The organism is Roseiarcus fermentans, from assembly GCF_003315135.1.
In the GTDB taxonomy this organism is placed as follows: Bacteria; Pseudomonadota; Alphaproteobacteria; order Rhizobiales; family Beijerinckiaceae; genus Roseiarcus; species Roseiarcus fermentans.
In genome coordinates this window covers 55,886-72,595 of sequence record NZ_QNRK01000035.1, presented here as the reverse complement: position 1 = coordinate 72,595, position 16,710 = coordinate 55,886, and the positions used below count along the sequence as shown (strand labels likewise).

Genomic DNA, 16,710 nt, shown 5'->3' with positions numbered 1-16,710 from the left:
TTATCAAATTAAATGGATATTCTCAAATATCATGGATGCACTTAAGCAACTGATTTCATTGCGTCTGAGTTCTCAGCTCAAGACGGAGCCTGACAACCGCCGCGACCGCTTCCCGGAGATCGCCGCAGTCCGGTCGTCCTCGTCTCTCGGGAACAGGCGTTAAGCCGCATCCTCCTCGGGCTCGTCCACTTCGGCCTCGAGATCGAGGACGCCTGCGAGATCGGCAAGCAGGCTCGCTTCGTCAGGGAGCGCGTCGCCCGTGGCGCTTTCCGGGGCAAGCCGCGCTCGTCCGAGTTCCCGGCTCGCCGCGCCGAGAAGCCCCGCATCCTTGAGATTTTCCAGATCCGGCAGGTCGCGCAGCGACTCGAACCCGAACTCGAGCAAGAACTTCTCCGTAGTGACGTAGGCGTAGGGCGCCCCGAGTGTTGGGCTGCGGGGCCCCGCCGCAATCAGCCCATCGTCGCGGAGCGAAGCGATCAGGTCGCGCGAGATTTCTTTGCCGAACGTCTCCGTGAGCTCGCCCCTTGTCACCGGCTGGAACATGGCGATCGCCATGAGCACGCCCGCCTCGAGTTTCGTCAGCTCTTTCGCGCCGGCGGGGATGTCGAAGGCGACCCGCACCGCCGGTCCGAAGGCGGGTCGGGTGTGAAGTGCAAGACTCTCCCCCGCCCTGACGAGTTGGATCGGCCGGCCCCTCAGATCCTCGCTGAGATCGTCGAGCAGGAGCTCGAGGGCGCAATCGCGGCCCACGACCCGCGCCAGGACGTCGCGGCCGACCGGCTTGGCCGCGGCGAACAGCACCGCCTCGACCCGCGCCTTCCATTCGCGCCAGCGCAATTCCGGCGGCAGGTCGGAAAGCTCGCGGTCGAAGTCGGGTTCCCGGGTCGGCCGGCGCGCCATGGCGTTTCAGAGCCCGTACAAGCGAAAGGTCGAGCGGCCGGTCAGCTCGCGCGCGGCGCCGAGAACGACCAGGCGCTCGAACAGGCGCCGGCGGGCGCGATCGCTCAAACCGGGGATGGGCGCGGCGGCGGCGACGGCGTCGTCGGCGAGCAGCGCCGCGAGCGCGCCCGTCTTCCCTTTCGCCCGCAGCTTTGGCGCGGCGTCGGCGAGCCGGGCGGCCCGGCGGGAAAGATCCTGGGCGAGGTCGAGGGCGGCGAGCGCTGCGCGGGCGTAAGCGAGCGCCGCGAGCTTCGCCCAGCCGGTTTCCCCTGGGCGCGGCCGCCGGCCCTCGCCCCAAGACCGCCGCTGGAACAATTCGCCGGCGAGCAGCGGCAGCGCGGCCGGCCAGCCGAGCGCCCTGGCCAGCGCGGCGTCGGCGCAGAACAGGGCGAGCGGCTCGGCGTCGGCGCGGATCTTGATCACCGCCGCGGCGGCCGCGGCGGCCGCGAGCGGGGCCGGCCGGCCGCGCGCGGCGGCCTGCTCGAGCGCGGCGGCGAGCTCCCCGGCCCTGTCGAGGTCGAGCGGAGCCTGGAGATCGGCAGCGACGACCGCGAGCCGCTTCGGACGGAACGGGTCGCCGGGGCCGCCGAGCCTCCGGAACGCCGAGTAGACCCGTCCCGCCGGCCCAAAATCCTGTCCGGGCTTCCCGAGCGCGACGGCGTCGCGCAGCGCCGCCTCGTCCTCGGGGCGTTGGAGCAGGTTCTGGGCGACCGCGGCGGCGGACTTCAGGGCGAGGCGGCGGCGAAAAACGCCGGCCCACGGCGGCTCGGATTTGGCGACGGAATCGAGCGCGGACAGCGCCGCGCCGGCGAAATAGAGCGCCTCGGCCTCGGAAAGGTCGCGAAACGACCCGCTTGGCCGCGCCCAGGTCGGGGCGCGGGGCGGGTCGAAGGGAACGGGGTCGACACGAATCATCGTCGCAAACCTACCCCACGGCGGCGCTTCCGGCCATCCTTCGCGCAGGAAAGCGCCCCACCTGTCGGGCGAAATTCATGTCCGATAACCTTGCCTTATCGGACATGATCCTCTTTATATAAGTGGGCGCCGATTCTCGAGCCCCGGAGACCCGATTTGACCCCCAAATCGCGCCCTGGAGCGCGCTGGCCGTTCCCGAACGCGGCCGTGCCCGCCGAGGCTCGACCAGGGGGTCCCCGACGAAAAGATAGGCGATCCGCGCCGCTTGGTGTAGAAAGGTAGACGATTTGGCGATTTGCGAGAAAGGCCAGCAAGCGTGAGCCTCAACATCAAGGATCCGGAGGCCCACCGCCTCGCCCAGGAGATCGCACGCGCAACCGGCGAGACGATGACACGGGTCGTGACCGAGGCCCTGCGCGACCGCCTCGCCAAGATCGAGGCGGCGCGAAGTCGGGCAAGCGTCGCGGAACTGCTGGCGATCGCCGACCGGGCGGCGGCGCACGTCAAACGCCCCTATGTCGACCACGCGGAGTTGCTCTACGACGAGCAGGGCCTCCCGAAATGATCGTCGACACGTCCGCTTTGGTCGCCATCCTCTATCGCGAGCCGGAGGCCCAAGCCTTCATCGAACGAATTCATGGATCCGACGTCTGCCGCATCAGCGTCGCGAATTATGTCGAACTGTCGATGGTCGTCGAAAGCCAGCTCGGTCCTGACGGCATGCGCCAGGCCGAAGCGTTCTTTCGCCGCGCCGGCGTCGTCATCGAACCGGTCACCCTCGAACACGGCGAACTTGCGCGCCAGGCGTTCCTCGACTTCGGCAAAGGCCGCCACAAGGCTAGCTTGAACTTCGGAGACTGTTTCGCCTACGCGCTCGCCAAGGCCACGGGCGAAGCCCTCCTGTTCAAGGGCCGGGATTTCGCGTTGACCGACATCAGGCCCGCATGACGACAACTCCCCCTGCCCTACCCGATGATGACCAACCGGGCGGAATCCCCCTCCCGGCAAAGCTCGAGCCGCTGGTCGAGACCGCCCGAGCATACGCCCGCGCCGCGACGTCGAAGAACACCAACCGGGCCTACGCCGCCGACTGGCGCGACTATCTGCGCTGGCGCGCGCGCCAGGGTCTCGACCTTAGGCCCCTCGCCGACCCGGAATGCGTCGGCCTTTATTGCGCGGCGATGGCCTCCGGGGCCGCAGGCGGCAAGGCCCGCACCGTCGCCACCATCGAGCGCCGGCTCTCGGCGCTCGCCTGGAATTTCGCCCAGAGGGCGCTGCCCTTCGACCGAAAGAACCCCCATGTCGCGACCGTGCTCGCGGGCGTGCGCCGCACTCATGGCCAGCCGCCGGTGCAGAAGGAGGCGCTCCTGCCGGATCATATCCTGGCGATGCTCGACCTCCTGCCCCCGTCGAACCTCCGAAACCTACGCGACCGGGCGATCCTGCTCCTCGGCTTCGCCGGCGGCCTGCGCCGATCGGAAATCGCGGGCCTGGTCATGAGCCCCGAGGATTCGCTCGAAGGGACGGGCTGGCCGGAATTTTTCGAGAAAGGCGTGCTCCTCACGTTGCGCGGCAAAACCGGTTGGCGCGAGGTCGAGATCGGTCGCGGCTCAAAGGACGCTACCTGTCCGGTCGCCGCGCTCGAGGCTTGGTTGAAATTCGCGCGCATCGCGCGCGGGCCCCTGTTCCGGGCGGTGGTGGGGCGAGGGGTAGGATCCGAAAGTCTCAACGACCGCCACGTCGCGCGCCTGGTCAAGCGCCTGGCGGTTGCCGCGGGCGTTCGCGGCGATCTGTCCGAACGTGACCGGGAGGAGAAGTTTTCCGGGCATTCGCTGCGCGCCGGGCTCGCCTCATCAGCCGAGATCGAGGAGCGCTACGTCCAGAAACATCTCGGCCACGCCTCCGCGGAAATGACCCGCCGCTATCAGCGACGTCGCGACCGCTTCCGCGTCAATCTCACCAAGGCGGCGGGGCTGTGATCGAGGAAATCGGCCGCCGTTGCCGGGTTCCCTGCCCTATTGGGTGTGAAACGCTTAGACAAATGGGAACGCCAAGTTTTTGGCTAAGCGTTTCAAATTGAAATCGCTAAGCAAAAGCGACACGAGCGCTTGCGGCGAGCCGTTGGAAGAGCCGTACGAGAGCGGCTGGCGGACGCCAACCTGCTGGAAAGGACCCCGCGCAGACCGCCCGAGGATCGCCTGATGATGATGGTCGCGGGCATCGCCATGGCAAATCCGGAAATGTCGCTTCGGGCCATTGGCGCCCAGCTCGAGACCATGCGCGAGCGAACCCCCCGTGGCGGCCGTCAATGGGCGGCATCCTCGGTCAAGAACCTCCTGGATCAAGCTGAGAAATTGGGATGGGCGCCATCGACGGGCAACCGGGCAGAGTGAAGTCGCGCCCCGCCAAGGGCGAGAGGGCGGGAGAATCTGATTTCGTAGTCGCCATCTGCGCCAGAACGACGTAACATCTGACTAGTTAGTCAGGAGCACGCTTCGATGGCTAAGAAGCAGCGCGCGGCGTCCAAGTTTGCGTCTCTCAAGGGTCAAACGGTGTCGCCAGCGCGCCAGCCTCGTGCGAAGCGCGATGAGGGCACGGCCGCGGCAAAATTGACCGCGGCGCAGGAGCCCCGCGCCACATGGAGATTGGAAGAGGCGAAGGCGAGATTCAGTGAAGTCGTCAGGCGCGCCCATGAACAGGGACCGCAATACGTGACCGTGCGGGGCAAACAGGCGGTGGCAATCATCGACGCCGCCGAACTCGAACGACTGCTGCCGCCCAGCCCAGAGGCCCTCCCGCTCGTTCAATTTCTGGAGAGCCTCCACATCGAAGACTTGGACCTGACGCGCGATCGCGACCTTGGCCGGGAACCCTCGCTTTGATTGGCTGGCTTGTGGATACGAACGTCATCGCCTCTCTCATTGCTCCGGGCGGAGCGCCAAGCGTCAAGGCGTGGGCGCGCATGGTCGATGAGCGCCGCCTCTTTCTGAGCATCCTGACACTCGCGGAGTACGACAAAGGCATCGCCAATCTTACCGACAACGATTCCCATGTCGAACGCTACATCGCGGCTCGAGACGCGCTCGAGAATCGTTTCGCCGGCCGAATCTTGGCGCTGAGCGACTCCGCCGTCCGCCGTTGGGGGGCCATCTCCGGGCGGGTGAAACGAAAGACGGGCCATCCGCCGCCCGTCTTCGATACCTTGCTTGCGGCGACGGCGATCGAGGCGGACCTGTATCTGGTTTCTCGCAACACGAAGGATTTGCAGCACAGTGGAGCTGCAGTCTTCGATCCATGGCGCGACGACATCGGTGCGTTTCCACTGAGTCCGCCTCGACGGAGGTAGGCGCTTCAAGAACCCTCTGGATCGAGCCGAGAGCTTGGTTTGGCGCTATCCGCCGACAAGCTGACGGAGTGAAGCCGCGCTCCAGGGGGCAGAGGAGGCCGTTGTAAAAACCAGCGCTCTCCGCCCGTATCGGGCATTATCGGACATGATCGTCTTTATAGAAGTGGGCGCCGATTCTCGAGCCCGGGAGACCCGATTTGACCCCCAGACCGCGCCCTGGAACGCGCTGCGAGCCGCTGGTTGGCGACGCCGGCGGCCCGTATCCGAGGCCTGGACGCTTCGGTAGCCCCACGCACGCGGGTGTCGAACGGCCCGGAACTGTCGAGACTTGAGCGCCTTGGGCCCCGTTGCGGAGCAGGGTTTGTGAGATTCCGAGTCGGAGTTCGTGAGACCGGCCGGAGCGGAATTGATGAGACTCGCGCCGGAGTTCTCGAGACTGGCCGGGGCGCGAAGGCCGATGGCGCAACCCCCGCGCCCAAGTCAACCATCCCTGCCGAGATCCTCGACGACGCGAGCAAGGCGATGTAGAAAGGTAGACAAAGTTGCGAAAGACGAGAAAGACCCTGGCCGATGAGCCTGAACATCAAGGATCCTGAGGCCCACCGGCTCGCACAACGGATCGCTCGCGCCACGGGCGAGACCATGACTCGCGTCGTCACCGAGGCCCTACGCGAACGGCTGGACAAGATCGAGCGACGGAGCGCGCGGGCTAGCGTCGAGGAGCTGCTGGCGATCGCCGACCGGGCGGCCGCGCACGTCAAAGGCCCTTACCTCGACCACGCCGCACTGCTCTACGACGAGCACGGCCTCCCGAAATGATCGTCGACACTTCGGCTCTCGTCGCCATCCTCTACCGAGAGCCGGAGGCTCAGGCCTTCATCGAACGGATTCATGCCGCCGACGTCTGCCGCATCAGCGTCGCGAACTATGTCGAACTGTCGATGGTGATCGAAAGCCAGCTCGGTCCTGACGGCATGCGCCAGGCCGAAGCCTTTTTTCGACGCGCCGGCGTCGTCATCGAACCGGTCACCCTCGAGCACGGCGAATTGGCCCGGCAGGCCTTTCTCGACTTCGGCAAAGGCCGCCACAAGGCGGGTCTGAACTTTGGCGACTGTTTCTCCTATGCGCTCGCCAAGGCCACGGGCGAAGACCTGCTTTTCAAGGGCGCCGATTTCGCCCTGACCGACATCAGGCCCACATGAGCAGACCCCCTGCCCTACCGGAGGGCGAACAACCGAGCGATGCCCCCCTCCCCGCGAAGCTGGAGCCGCTGGTCGAGACCGCCCGCGCCTACGCCCGCGCCGCGACTTCCGAGAACACCAACCGCGCCTACGCCGCCGACTGGCGCGACTATCTGCGCTGGCGAGCCCGCCAGGGCCTCGACCTCCGGCCGCTCGCCGACCCCGAATGCGTCGGCCTCTATCTTGCGGCGCTCGCTTCCGGCGCGAAGGGCGCAGGCGGCAAGGCCCGGACAGTCGGCACCATCGAGCGCCGGCTCTCGGCGCTGGTCTGGAACTTTGCCCAGAGGTCCCTGCCCTTCGACCGCAAGGACCGCCATGTCGCGACCGTGCTCGCCGGCGTCCGCCGCACCCATGGCCGACCGCCCGTGCAGAAGGAGGCGCTGCTGCCGGAGCATGTCGTGGCGATGCTCGACGCCCTGCCCCCGTCGACCTTACGCAACCTGCGCGACCGGGCGATCCTGCTGCTCGGCTTCGCCGGCGGGCTGCGCCGCTCGGAAATCGCCGGCCTCGTGATGAGCCCCGAGGACTCGCTCGAGGGATCGGGCTGGCCGGAATTCTTCGAGAAGGGCGTGCTCCTCACCTTGCGTGGGAAAACCGGCTGGCGCGAGGTCGAGATCGGGCGCGGCTCGTCCGAGCGGACCTGCCCAGTCGCCGCGCTCGAGGCCTGGCTGAAATTTGCGCGCATCGCGCGCGGCCCTGTGTTCCGGGCGGTGGTCGGGCGCGCGGTCGGATCCGAAAGCCTCAACGACCGCCACGTCGCGCGCCTCATCAAGCGCCTCGCGGTCACGGCCGGCGTTCGAGGCGATCTCTCCGAACGCGATCGGGAGGAGAAGTTCTCCGGGCATTCGCTGCGCGCCGGTCTCGCCTCGTCGGCCGAGATCGACGAGCGCTACGTCCAGAAACATCTCGGCCACGCCTCGGCGGAAATGACCCGCCGCTACCAGCGGCGCCGCGACCGCTTCCGGATCAACATGACCAAGGCGGCGGGGCTGTGATCGAGGGAGTCGGCCTCCATACCCTAGTCCCCTGCCCTACTGGGTCGAAACGCTAAACCAAAAATCGAATGCAAACGCGGGAGCGCGACCGGATGTCCAACGAATGGGTGGAATCGGAGATCCGCGAACGATTCCAAAACCCACTGGATCGTCAACGGCCGAGCCGATGTTTCGGTCGGAGAAGACCTGACCGTTAAGAGTCTGTTAACGAAAAACTCCTTGCGCGACTCACGGGAATCGGGACATCACGTAACGACGCTTATTCGCTCAATATCGACTGCGCACCGCCGATGACGATGATCTCCGAACCAACCCGCCTCTCGCTGGAGGCTCTGATCCTCGATCAGGGTCAGCGTCTCGTCGATGAGCTTGCGATGCATCGCCTCGCAAGCTTTCCGCCCTCCGCCGCGAAGGAATTTCGCCGACTCACTCCTGCGGAAGCGGCGCACTTTCTCGGCGTGAACGACAGCTACTTGCGCCAGACCGCAGCGACAATCAAAGGCCTCGCGCTAGACAACAACCGCCGGGCGTACTCGCTCGACGATCTCAATGCGGTCCGCGAGGCGATGGCGGTTAAATCCCGCAACCCGGTGAAGTTTGTCCCTCGCCGCCGGGACGGTGAGCACCTGCAACTCATCGCCGTCGTGAATTTCAAGGGCGGGTCGGCTAAAACCACGACGGCCGCAAACCTTGCTCAATATCTCGCGCTGAGCGGATACCGCACGCTCGCCATCGACCTCGATCCGCAGGCGAGCCTCACGACGCTCTTTGGCATAGCCCCTGAGACATCCGTCGGTCCTAGTGAAAGCCTGTACGGCTCGCTTCGGTTCGACGGCACGCCAGTCCCCATTCAGTCCATCATTCGCAAGACCTACATCCCCAAGCTCGACGTCGTCCCAGGCGCCCTCGAACTGATGGAGTACGAACACGAGGCGCCGCGGGCCCTTGCCGACAGGACGCTCAACCGGCTCGTCTTCCCACGCGTTGCGGAGGCGCTTGGTCCTATCGCCGACGACTACGACGTCGTCGTCATCGATTGCCCTCCACAACTTGGCTATCTGACGCTCGCGGGCCTGATCGCGTCCACGTCGATCTTGATCACAGTCCACCCCCAAATGCTCGACGTCATGAGCATGGCACAGTTCCTTATCATGCTCGGCTCTCTGCTCGACACAGTCGCCAAAGCGTCGGGACGTCCGCGCAGCAACTATGATTGGCTCCGGTACCTGATTACCCGGTTCGAGCCGAGTGACGGACCGCAAAGCCAGATGGCCGCCTTCCTGCGCATGATTTTCGGCGACTACGTTCTCAAGAATCCAACGGTCAAGTCATCGGCAATCTCGGATGCCGGAATCACTAGCCAGACAATCTACGAGATTGAGAGAGCCCAGGTCACTCGATCCACATATGATCGGGCGCTCGAAAGCGTGAACTCTGTAAATGCGGAAATCCTTGGTCTGATCCGGTCGGCGTGGGGTCGAAAGTGACCGCCTGGACCCTTCCGGCGATCGGGTTCGCCATGCGCGCGATTTCGGGCATTCCGAAAACTTTCGCCGCGGCGAAATTCATCGCCGTTGCTGGCGGGCGCACAAATGGGGCAGCGCTATGAGCCGCAAAAATCTCCTGAACCACGCATTTTCTTCGGGAAGCGCGGATCGTCCCCCTGCCCCCAACGTTGCTTCCGCTCCGGCGCCACGGCCCATCGCAGCGGTCGGAAAACTCGGTTCTTTGCTCCGTGAAATGAACGATGAAGCCGGCCAAGTCGCTGACTTGCAGCGTATGCTCGCCTCCGGCAAGCACGTCGTCGACCTCAACCCTGACCTCATCGACCCTTCTCCGGTCCGGGACCGCCTCGACGATCCGGACTCGCAGGACATGGACAGCCTGCGCGAGAGCATTCTTCGCGACGGCCAACGCGTGCCGGTGCTCGTTCGGCCAAAATCTGGGGACCCGGATCGATACGTCACGGTATACGGCCACCGAAGAATCGGGATCGCGAAGGCCGCGATGATCGCTGTCCGCGCCGTCGTGGCCGACATGTCCGAGGAAGACGCGCTCGTCGCCCAAGGCCAGGAAAACAACGAGCGAAAGAACACCTCCTTCGTCGAGCGCTGCTTGTACGCACGGCGGCTCAACGAGCGCGGCATGGCGATCATTCGCATTGCCGCCGCTCTGGCGGCGCCCGTGTCGACCGTCTCCGAGTCGGTCAAGGTTGCCGAGCGCATCCCGGAAGATCTGATCGTCGCAATCGGTCCTGCCCCAGGTGTAGGGAGGCGGAGATGGCTCGCGCTCATTCCGCATGTTCCGAGAGACAGGACCGTCTGGGACAAACTCATTGTCAAACCCGACTTTCAGGCCCTGTCATCCGATGAGCGTTTCGAGGCCGTCTTAGCCGCGCTGGCGTCGCCCGCGGCGGGCGAGCCGGACGTTTCCCGCGCTGCAAGTCTCTCCGACGCCGCCGGCGTCTACATGACGATCAAGAAGACGGCCAAGGCCGCGACGCTGACAATCTCGAGGGACGCTGCACCGCGTTCCGATGGCGTTTCGTTCGCCGACTGGATCGAAGGTCGACTAGCTTCGCTCAGAGAGGACTATCTGCAGGGCCGCTGATCGGCTCGCCCGTTTTCACCGCGTAGCCCACGTTCACCCGCACCAAGGAGCATTCAGGCAAAGAAAAAGGCCCCCCGAAACGTCGCCGCTCCGGAAGGCCCTACTGATGTTTCTGGCAACTCATCAGTACTCCTTTCCGCGAATCACTGTCAAGAGTCGCGCCGTTCCGGTGAGCAGGTTTCCTTTGCCCGACTGAGGCAAGGACATGCAGACTCATCAACCGACGACGCCCTTTGGGCGGCGATCATTGACGCTTGCCCATGTGGCGGCGCAGGTCGTCGCTTCACGCCGACCGCCGGACAAGGTCGTCCACAAGTGGCAGGTGTTTCGCGCCATCTGCCTCGCGCGGCCTCGACTCGGCGTGTCCGAGCGGGCGCTCAGCGTGCTCAACGCCCTGCTGAGCTTCTATCCGGAGACGACGCTCTCGGGGGATGACCTGATCGTCTTCCCCTCGAATGAGCAACTCTCTTTGCGAGCGCATGGGATGCCCGCCTCGACGCTGCGCCGGCATCTGGCAGGCCTGGTCGACGCCGGGCTCGTGCTCCGTCGCGACAGCCCGAACGGCAAACGCTACGCGCGGAAGGGCAGGGGAGGGGAGCTTCAGTTCGCGTTCGGCTTCGACCTCTCACCGCTCATCGCCCGCGCCGAGGAGTTCGAGGGCCTGGCCGCCGAGATCGAAGCGGAAGCGCGCGCCGTCAAACTCGCCCGGGAACGGATCACGCTCTGCCGGCGCGACATCGCCAAGATGATTGCAACGGGGATCGAGGAAGGCGTTCCGACGCGCAGGGAAGGGCGGGGGCCGGCAAGCTGGCAGGACGTCCACGCAGCCTTCCGGGCGGCTGTGGAGGGCCTTCCCAGGGCCGCAACGCGGCAGCAACTCGAGGAGGCTGCCGAAACGTTATCCCAACTTGCCGACGATATCCGCATCCTCCTGGAAACGCAGGCCGAAACAACAAATATGAGCGCCAATGAGTCCCAGATTGAGCGTCACATACAGAATTCAAATCCAGAACCCCTTATTGATCTTGAACCGGCTTCCGAAAGAAGCGGGGTCGGCGAACCCATCGCCCTTCATCCCGAGCTCAAGAGGGTAGGGGAGACCGTCTTCCCCTTGGGTATGGTTCTCGACGCCTGCCCCGACATCAACGATTATGCTCGAGGGGGCATCTCGCATTGGCGAGACCTTCTTGCGGCCGCCAGCGTCGTGCGATCCGCGCTCGGCGTCAGCCCGAGCGCCTGGGAGGAGGCGCAGACCATCCTGGGTGAGAAATCCGCCGCGATCGTGATCGCAGCAATCCTCCAACGCGGAAATGCGATCACGAGCGCTGGAGGCTATCTCCGGGAACTCACCCGCAAGGCGCAAGCGAACACCTTTTCGATCGGGCCGATGCTGATGGCGCTCATCTCCGCTCGACAAAAAAGGCGCGCCTAAGCCACCAAGAGTACGGCATGCTTGTCGTCACGGCATCAAATTCCGGGGTGCTCAATCGAACGCATTTCAGAACGACCCGGCCTCTGGTCAGGGAGCTGCGATCTCGGCGACCCTGTGACCTTTCGTGTCGCCATCGAAGACGCGGCGGAAACATAGGCTCGATCCGGCTGGCGCCGTCTCAATCGGACGATCTGGACATTCCGTGCCATCTGGACTATACATCCTTCCACCCAAGCGGAGACTGTCATGGCGCCGAGCAACACTCAGAAGCACGCGAGAGCGCCAGTTACGATCACAAGGTCGGCGGCCAACGACATCGCGGCCGTTTTGATCAAGCACAATCCCGCGGCGCCCAAGGCCGAGATCGAGACGACAGTGCGCGCCGTCGTTGCAACTTTGAAGATCGCCGCGAAACACTCGCCCCTGCAGCAGTCCCGGATCGTGCATCCTGCCGAAGAAGTCGCCCAAGCTTTTGTCGATCCGGTATCCAGGCTGGCCTCCGGCAGGACGGCCAACAAGCGTCTCATTGCCGTAGCGGCCCAGGCGCCGGTCGAGGAGAGCCAGGGTGAGGGATTTGGCGAACTGCTGCCGGTGGAGGAAGGCCGCAACCGCGTCGCCGCATATGCCACTCCGGTTCGGCTGGAAGACTGGGCTGGCTCAGTGGCGGGCCCGGGAAAGATCGAGCGGGATTTCGGAACGAGGCGTTCGACACTGCACGACTGGCAAAAACGTGGAGCCGTCATCGGCTTGCTGAAGGGTGAGCGGAAGCACGTCTACCCGCTGGCTCAGTTCATCGATGGACGTCCCATCGAAGGCATGGCGCGGATTACGAAGATCATCGCCAATCCTCGCGCCGCGTGGCTTTGGCTGACAAGGCCGCACCCGACGGGAGACAAGACTCCGCCCCTCGAGCGCCTGAAGCAGGGGCGCATCGCCGAGGTCGCCGCCGCAGCCGAACGCGACTTCGGCTAGTTCGTGAAGCTGGATCCGGAAATCGTCCGGGAACTGTCGATCCGGTTCCAGCCCCGCAATTATCTGAGGGTGATACCCAAAGTTCATTCGGGGCAGCCCCTCGGAATGGGTTACGGACAGACTCGCTTCGCGAGTCCCGACCGGTCCTTCCAACTCGTCTATCTCGCTCGAGACCTTATGACTGGGGTCGCGGAGACGATTGTTCGAGATCGCTTCGAAGACCAGACCGATCGCACTCTGCACGCAAGTGAGGTCTCGGATTGGGCCGCATCGACGATCACCGTCCGGTCACCGCTGATCGTGGTCGATCTCAGAACGACCGGCCTCCTGAAGCGTGGTGTGACCACGGACGCAAGCCGCGCAAAGGCGCAGGAGACCGGTCGCCTCTTGAGCCAGGAATTCTACAAGCGCTTCGCCGTCGATGGGATTTTGTATCTTTCTCGCCTCACTGCGGCACAATGCATCGCAGTTTATGACCGCGCGGTAGCGACGAAACTCATGGCGAGCAAGGCGGTCGACATCGTGCGGCTCCGTGCGCTCATTCCGGCATTGAACGCTCTCGGTGTAACGCTCGTCAACGAGGGATAATCGGAACCGAAGCTTCATCTCCACGCCCTGCGGGCGCCCAGGCCCGGGCGATCAGTCAGCACCCGGTCCCCTTGCGGCGGCGGCGGTGATGGCGTTACGTAATCTCTCTTCCTTGCCGCTCCGTCGGTGACGCTCGCTAGCGCCCGACGAAGGAACCGAGACAGTGCCGACGGAAAAATTGACGACCGAGAAGGGGAAGCGGCGGATACGGCGCGAGACGCTGTCGCCCTATGAAATGAGCTTGGTTCAAACCGCCTTCGGCGTGAGCGCACAGTACACGACTTCGGAACCGTTACGCGAGGCCTTGGTTAAGATCGCCAAGAAGCTTACGAACATCGACCGTATGATCGTCGAGGAAGATCTCGACTGAGTGGCGCCCGGGATCGGGCGGATCGCCTGGTTTGCGGTGGAAATAGCCGTGCGGCGAGCGTCTCGCTTCTCAAATTGGCCCAGAGGGTAGCGCGCCATCCGGAAGCGATGAAGCGCGTGCTGGCGCGGTTCCCAATCGCTTCGTTTCAATCGCATGTTCATGTTCGCGCCGGCATCGGAGATGAGCGACGACGAACGCGAGAAAGGAACGAATCGCCATGACGCCGTCGCAAATCCTGAAGGTCTTGTCGCAAGGCCATGACCGTTGGCCCGGAGAGGCGCTTGAGGCTGCGTCAGCGCAGCGTTCCGAGGTCGGTGTGCTTCTGCTGGAAAAGTTGGCGCAAGCAGTCGCAGAGATCGAGAACCTCGATGCCGCAGGATTCCCAAAGGCCAAGGTGAAACGATTCCTGAACGCGACCTCGCCGCTGTTCTTTGGCGTCTTCCTGCTCGCGGACTGGCGTGAAAGAGCAGCGTATCGTCCGTTCGCGCGCTTGATGCGATTTCCCTGGGTCAGCCACGATAATCTTCTCGGCGAGCCGGCGCTCGAGGAGCCGGGCTATCGAATCATGGCGTCGCTATACGACGGCGACCCGCAGGTCATTTTCGACATCATCCTCGATGGCGGCGCCGACCGGTCCGTTCGCTTCTGGCAATGGCACGCGCTGACGCTGATTGCGCTCGAGGGAAAACTCGATCGAACGGTTGCGGCGGATTTTGCGCGACAGGCGTTTGGAAAACTTTCGCGTGACGAAGAGGAGTCGTTGATCTGGTCGGGATGGGAGAAGCTGGTTTCTCGCCTGGCGCTGACCGATCTTGCGCCGCTTGTTCGGCAGGCTCATGACTCGGAGCTGTTGGTCGAGAGCACCTACGAAGAATTTCAAGAGGATCTGGAATACGCCGTCGCGCATCGTGACGCTCCTTGTCGACCGGGCGACGAGCTCCAAGCGTTTGCTGGAGTCCAGGAGTTGGAGTCGTGGGTGGAATCGTGATCTCCGGGGCGTGGCGATCGCGCACGAGGCACGCCGCACGCACTGTTTACCAGTTCTTTTGAGAGACTCGACGCATTTTTTGTGTGTTTTTTGTGACCGAAGGATTCCATAGTGCGGCGCACTATGTTAGGTCAGTCGTCAGTACGGTGCCGCGGCCCACATACACTTGTCGAGTTGTATTGGGTGTGGCGGTCCATATGACAATGCAACATATCGCAATGCGGGTACTGAGGCCGTTGTTTATACACGGTTAAGTGCGTTTTTGACTTACGGGAGACGTGGACTATCATCGGATTATATTCGGGAACATGGGGCCAGACATGCTTCGAGGCGATGAACTCTTTGGTTGCGGGTCTTCGTATGGCGACGATTCCCAGCAATCGTCCCGAGGTTGGGAAAACCAGGGCCCGGTCTGTCGCAGCTGTTACGAATACGTGGTGGTGACGTGGCGTCTGAAGCACATTGAGGCGGTGCAGGGCCACTCGCATCAGACCGACGACATAGACGCGCTCTGGCGCAAGCGAGCAGAACTCGCGAGGAGGATCGTCGACGCGGCCGCGCCAACGATCCAGGAGCTCCTGTTGAAAGTGGCTATGACAGCGTCTCTGTTGTCGGAAGGCGAGGTGGGGGTCGTTTTGACCCCGCAGTACATGGAAGAGTGCGCTCGCGCGCTCGCTCAAGACGGCGACGGGGAGCAATGCCTGAGGGCTCTGGAGCCGGAGCTCTGGGCCTTGTGCCAGCGGGTCCAGGAGCAAACGGCCGCGATCGAAGCGCGATGGGATTGTGTCGAGCAGAGCGAGGAAGCGGGAAGATTAGACGAACTTCGCGACGGCTCCTCACTCTCAATGGCGTGGGCCGAGCTGCACGAGTCTGTCTGGAGCGTGGCGCGCTATGAAACCATGACGACTGTTGGTCTCAGGGCGAAGGGAAAAATATTCAGCGACCTGTTGGACTTTTTCAACGCGATGGACTGCCTTTTCGCGTTGCAGGATTCCTACCTGCGAGACTTCGATTACCTCGCTTATCGTCGACTTCACGGGAGAGACTCGCCGATGCCTCGCCGTTCTGTCGGCTGATTGGAGAGAGGAATTCTCGTTCGCGCCGGACCCTCTTAAGCGTCGCGCTTCCGACGATTGGAGGTTTCAGCCCATGCCCAGACATTTCCTCATCGCGATGAGCGTCAGTCTCGTCGCGTTTGCAACGCCGGCGTTCGCCGGTCCAGGCGACGCGAGCAATGACGGCGGCGTTGTTCGGAGCGGCCAAAGCGAGCCTGGGACTGCCCCTGCGGCGCAACCGTCGGTTCCGTCGGGCGCGCGTTTCGCGAATGACGGCCAAAGCGAACCACCACTTGCGCTTGCCTCCCCGGTCGACGTCGAGACCGTTCCAGTGCTGAAGCACATCGCTGCGACCGGCGCACAGCTTCTGGATCTCGGCGAAGCGCACGGGCTGAGATCCGTCAGCGCCCGCAGCGGCGACCAGTTCATGATCCTGCAGATCGCCCCCGACGGCCAGGTGGTCGTCGGTGGCCCGCAGCTCGATCTTCCGGTCGACAAGCTGATGACCCTCGCCTCGGGACAGGTGAAGGAGCTCGGCGAGATCCATGGGCTCCGCGGCCTCTATCTGCGCAACGGCCAGGAGTTCCAGGTGCTCTACGTGACGCCGGACGGGCAATCGACAATCGCCGGGGTGATGTGGGACGCCACGGGCAAGAATCTGACGCGCGAGCAGGTTTCGAAGATCGACGGCGCAGTCCCGACCATGGTGGTCGAGAAGGAAGGATCGAAGACGCTCGAAGTCGCGGCCAAGGCCGACGCGCTGCTCGGCGTCGAGCATACGGCCTTCGGAACCAATGGCGATCCGGCCGCGCCGCGGTTGTGGATGATCTTCGACCCCTATTGCAGCTACTCGGTGCGCGCCTTCGACGAGCTCAAACCCTACGTGGCGGCCGGGCGCATCCAGCTCGCGATCGTTCCGATTTCGATCCTGGACTACGAGACGAACGGCCAAAGCACGCCGGCGGCGGAGTCTCTGTTGAGCCGGGACCCGGCGCGCATGGCGGAAGCGTGGGATCATCAGAGTTTTCGGGCACCCGCGTCGCAAGAGGCCCCCGCGCTTCTGCAGAAGAACAACCGAATCGCCGAAGAGATTGGGCTCAAGGGCACGCCGACACTCGTCTGGCGCAAGTCGGATGGGACGGCGGGAGAGATCGACGGCATACCGAAGAGCTGGGAGGCTTTGATCGCCGAGGTCGAGGGAGCGCACAATGTCTCCGCGCGCTGAGGATCGGGGCGGCGATGCGCGACCGCTTGGCGTT

20 protein-coding genes are annotated in these 16,710 nt (G+C 64.1%); 18 read left to right on the top strand and 2 right to left on the bottom strand.

Features of this window, described 5'->3' with window-relative positions:
* Positions 1-159: 159 nt before the first annotated feature.
* Both scpB and DFR50_RS24650 read right to left on the bottom strand, forming a co-directional pair.
* Positions 160-900, bottom strand: coding sequence for an SMC-Scp complex subunit ScpB (gene scpB / locus DFR50_RS24655; protein ID WP_113891929.1), 741 nt, complete (start codon positions 898-900; stop codon positions 160-162).
* A gap of 6 nt (positions 901-906) precedes the next feature.
* Positions 907-1,854 (bottom strand): DUF1403 family protein, encoded by a 948-nt coding sequence (locus DFR50_RS24650; RefSeq protein ID WP_113891928.1) that lies wholly within the window; start codon positions 1,852-1,854, stop codon positions 907-909.
* 316 nt (positions 1,855-2,170) lie between these two features.
* Between DFR50_RS24650 and DFR50_RS24645 the strand changes: the two genes are divergently transcribed.
* The 18 genes from DFR50_RS24645 to DFR50_RS24560 all read left to right on the top strand — a co-directional run bounded on the left by DFR50_RS24645 (position 2,171) and on the right by DFR50_RS24560 (position 16,676).
* Positions 2,171-2,419, top strand: a complete 249-nt coding sequence (locus DFR50_RS24645) for a type II toxin-antitoxin system VapB family antitoxin (RefSeq protein ID WP_113891927.1) — start codon at positions 2,171-2,173, stop codon at positions 2,417-2,419.
* Positions 2,416-2,802 carry a type II toxin-antitoxin system VapC family toxin gene (locus DFR50_RS24640; protein WP_113891926.1) on the top strand — a complete coding sequence of 129 codons (387 nt, stop codon included), beginning with the start codon at positions 2,416-2,418 and terminating at the stop codon, positions 2,800-2,802. The genes DFR50_RS24645 and DFR50_RS24640 overlap by 4 nt, the downstream gene beginning before the upstream one ends.
* Positions 2,799-3,833 (top strand): tyrosine-type recombinase/integrase, encoded by a 1,035-nt coding sequence (locus DFR50_RS24635; protein ID WP_113891925.1) that lies wholly within the window; start codon positions 2,799-2,801, stop codon positions 3,831-3,833. Before DFR50_RS24640 ends, DFR50_RS24635 begins: the two co-directional genes overlap by 4 nt.
* 222 nt (positions 3,834-4,055) lie before the next feature.
* A complete protein-coding gene (locus DFR50_RS24630) occupies positions 4,056-4,247 on the top strand; it encodes a hypothetical protein (RefSeq protein WP_210209031.1) in 192 nt (63 codons plus the stop codon).
* A 105-nt stretch (positions 4,248-4,352) separates the two neighbouring features.
* Positions 4,353-4,736 (top strand): type II toxin-antitoxin system prevent-host-death family antitoxin, encoded by a 384-nt coding sequence (locus DFR50_RS24625; RefSeq protein WP_113891924.1) that lies wholly within the window; start codon positions 4,353-4,355, stop codon positions 4,734-4,736.
* On the top strand, positions 4,733-5,200 hold the full coding sequence (locus tag DFR50_RS24620; RefSeq protein ID WP_113891923.1) for a PIN domain-containing protein: 468 nt from the start codon (positions 4,733-4,735) through the stop codon (positions 5,198-5,200). Before DFR50_RS24625 ends, DFR50_RS24620 begins: the two co-directional genes overlap by 4 nt.
* 570 nt (positions 5,201-5,770) lie before the next feature.
* Positions 5,771-6,019 carry a type II toxin-antitoxin system VapB family antitoxin gene (locus DFR50_RS24615; protein WP_113891922.1) on the top strand — a complete coding sequence of 83 codons (249 nt, stop codon included), beginning with the start codon at positions 5,771-5,773 and terminating at the stop codon, positions 6,017-6,019.
* A complete protein-coding gene (locus tag DFR50_RS24610; protein WP_113891921.1) occupies positions 6,016-6,402 on the top strand; it encodes a type II toxin-antitoxin system VapC family toxin in 387 nt (128 codons plus the stop codon). Before DFR50_RS24615 ends, DFR50_RS24610 begins: the two co-directional genes overlap by 4 nt.
* Positions 6,399-7,436, top strand: a complete 1,038-nt coding sequence (locus DFR50_RS24605) for a tyrosine-type recombinase/integrase (protein ID WP_113891920.1) — start codon at positions 6,399-6,401, stop codon at positions 7,434-7,436. Before DFR50_RS24610 ends, DFR50_RS24605 begins: the two co-directional genes overlap by 4 nt.
* 290 nt (positions 7,437-7,726) lie before the next feature.
* Complete coding sequence (repA, locus tag DFR50_RS24600; protein WP_113891919.1) at positions 7,727-8,923, top strand: plasmid partitioning protein RepA; 1,197 nt, start codon at positions 7,727-7,729, stop codon at positions 8,921-8,923.
* 118 nt (positions 8,924-9,041) lie between these two features.
* A complete protein-coding gene (gene repB / locus DFR50_RS24595; protein ID WP_113891918.1) occupies positions 9,042-10,046 on the top strand; it encodes a plasmid partitioning protein RepB in 1,005 nt (334 codons plus the stop codon).
* 205 nt (positions 10,047-10,251) lie between these two features.
* A complete protein-coding gene (repC, locus tag DFR50_RS24590; RefSeq protein WP_113891917.1) occupies positions 10,252-11,478 on the top strand; it encodes a plasmid replication protein RepC in 1,227 nt (408 codons plus the stop codon).
* Positions 11,479-11,724: 246 nt separating this feature from the next.
* Positions 11,725-12,450, top strand: coding sequence for an antitoxin Xre/MbcA/ParS-like domain-containing protein (locus DFR50_RS24585; protein ID WP_113891916.1), 726 nt, complete (start codon positions 11,725-11,727; stop codon positions 12,448-12,450).
* Between the two features lie 105 nt (positions 12,451-12,555).
* On the top strand, positions 12,556-13,038 hold the full coding sequence (locus DFR50_RS24580; RefSeq protein ID WP_245428110.1) for an RES family NAD+ phosphorylase: 483 nt from the start codon (positions 12,556-12,558) through the stop codon (positions 13,036-13,038).
* A 163-nt stretch (positions 13,039-13,201) separates the two neighbouring features.
* Positions 13,202-13,408, top strand: a complete 207-nt coding sequence (locus tag DFR50_RS24575) for a hypothetical protein (protein ID WP_147262903.1) — start codon at positions 13,202-13,204, stop codon at positions 13,406-13,408.
* 217 nt (positions 13,409-13,625) lie between these two features.
* The gene (locus DFR50_RS24570) at positions 13,626-14,396 is read left to right on the top strand and encodes a DUF1186 domain-containing protein (protein ID WP_113891913.1); all 771 of its coding nucleotides are present in this window, start codon (positions 13,626-13,628) and stop codon (positions 14,394-14,396) included.
* A gap of 440 nt (positions 14,397-14,836) precedes the next feature.
* Positions 14,837-15,472: a hypothetical protein gene (locus DFR50_RS24565; RefSeq protein ID WP_147262902.1), complete on the top strand. Its 636-nt coding sequence runs from the start codon at positions 14,837-14,839 to the stop codon at positions 15,470-15,472.
* Positions 15,473-15,782: 310 nt separating this feature from the next.
* Positions 15,783-16,676 carry a hypothetical protein gene (locus tag DFR50_RS24560; RefSeq protein WP_113891911.1) on the top strand — a complete coding sequence of 298 codons (894 nt, stop codon included), beginning with the start codon at positions 15,783-15,785 and terminating at the stop codon, positions 16,674-16,676.
* The last annotated feature ends 34 nt before the right edge of the window (positions 16,677-16,710 follow it).